1 pseudogene is annotated in these 1,704 nt (G+C 63.4%); it reads left to right on the top strand.

What is annotated here, in order from left to right:
• Positions 1 to 111: 111 nt before the first annotated feature.
• Positions 112 to 1,670 (top strand): annotated as a pseudogene (locus tag ACZI8Q_RS20625) (IS1634 family transposase).
• Positions 1,671 to 1,704: the final 34 nt, after the last annotated feature.

Genomic DNA, 1,704 nt, shown 5'->3' on the forward strand with positions numbered 1-1,704 from the left:
CCTGACTTGCACAGGTCGGAGCGGATTCCCAGTGTTGATGTGATGTCTACACTGGTAGAGGGCTTGCGGGTTCGGGATTTGGCACACTAACCGATCGGTAGGATCTGTCGGGTGGCGGCGTACATTCGCAAGATTCGGACCGCGTCCGGGGCGACAGCGGTGCAGATCGCGGTCAAGCAGGGTCGCCGTGACAAGGTCGTCGAGCACCTCGGTTCCGCGCATACGGACGGCGAGTTGGCGGCCCTGGTGCAGACGGCGCAGGATAGATTGCTGGCTGGCCAACAGGAACTCGATCTCGGCCTCGGCGAGGGCCGTGAACGCGGGTCGGTGATCGCGGCGAAACGTTCCCGCTGGCTGATCGAGACGATCGAGGCTGGTTGGCGGCGGCTGGGTTTCGATGTGATCGACGACGAGGCGTTCTTCCAACTCGTTCTCGGCCGGATCGTCGAGCCGACATCGATGAGTGACACGGCCCGGGTGGTCGGCGACATCGGCATGACCCCAGCCCACCGCAACACCTATGTCAACGCGCTCAAACGTTGCGCTGCAAGCGATTACCGCGATCAGGTCGCGAAGAAATGTTTCGAGCATGCGGCGGCGACCGGTGGCCTGTCCCTGGTGCTCTACGACGTGACCACCTTGTATTTCGAGGCCGAGAAGGAAGACGACCTCCGCAAGGTCGGCTACTCGAAAGAACGCCGGGTCGATCCACAGATCGTGGTCGGCCTGCTCGTCGACCGCACCGGATTCCCCTTGGAGGTCGGTTGTTTCGAGGGCAACAAAGCCGAAACCCACACCATCGTCCCCATCGTGCGCCAGTTCCAAGAACGGCACGACATCGCCGGGGTGGAGATGGTGATCGCCGCCGACGCCGGCATGCTCTCCGCAACCAACCTCAAGTCTCTCGACGAGGCCGGGCTCAAGTTCATCGTCGGCTCCCGCGTCACCAAGGCTCCGGGCGATCTCGCCTCTCATTTTCATTGGAATGGAGACGTTTTCACCGACGGGCAGATCATCGACACGGTCACACCCCGGCACGCGAAGAGCACCGTCAACAACGTCCGACACCGCGCCGAGCCGGTCTGGCGCCCCGATACTCATTCGAAGTCGTGGCGGGCGGTCTGGAAGTACTCGAAACGACGCGCCGTCCGCGACAACCAAACCCTCAACGCCCAAGAGGCGAGGGCCCGCGAGGTCGTCGACGGCGCCAAAGCCCCAAAGTCCACCCGGTTCGTCCGTGTCCACAGCCAAAGGGCGCAGCCTCGACACCGCGAGCATCGAGCGAGCCCGATCGCTGGTCGGGCTCAAGGGCTACATCCACCAACCTGCCCGCCACGATCATGGGATCGGCCGAGGTCATCGGCAAGTATCACGACCTCTGGCACGTCGAGCAGTCGTTCCGGATGTCGAAAACCGACCTGAGAGCGCGGCCGATGTTCCACCACACCCGAGAGGCGATCGACGCGCACCTCACAGTCGTGTTCACCGCACTCGCCGTCGCCCGCTACCTGCAAGACGAGACCGGGGCCTCGATCGGGCACATCGTGAAGACCTTGCGCCCGCTGCAGGAAATCAGGCTGACCATCGCAGGCCACCCGCACACCGCCACCGACCCCATCACCGCCGATGCCACGGCCATCCTCACCGACCTGAACATCCCACATTCGTAGTCAGCGTTGGCACACTAAATCTGTGCAAGTCAGG

It is taken from the genome of Rhodococcus quanlei, from assembly GCF_055231015.1.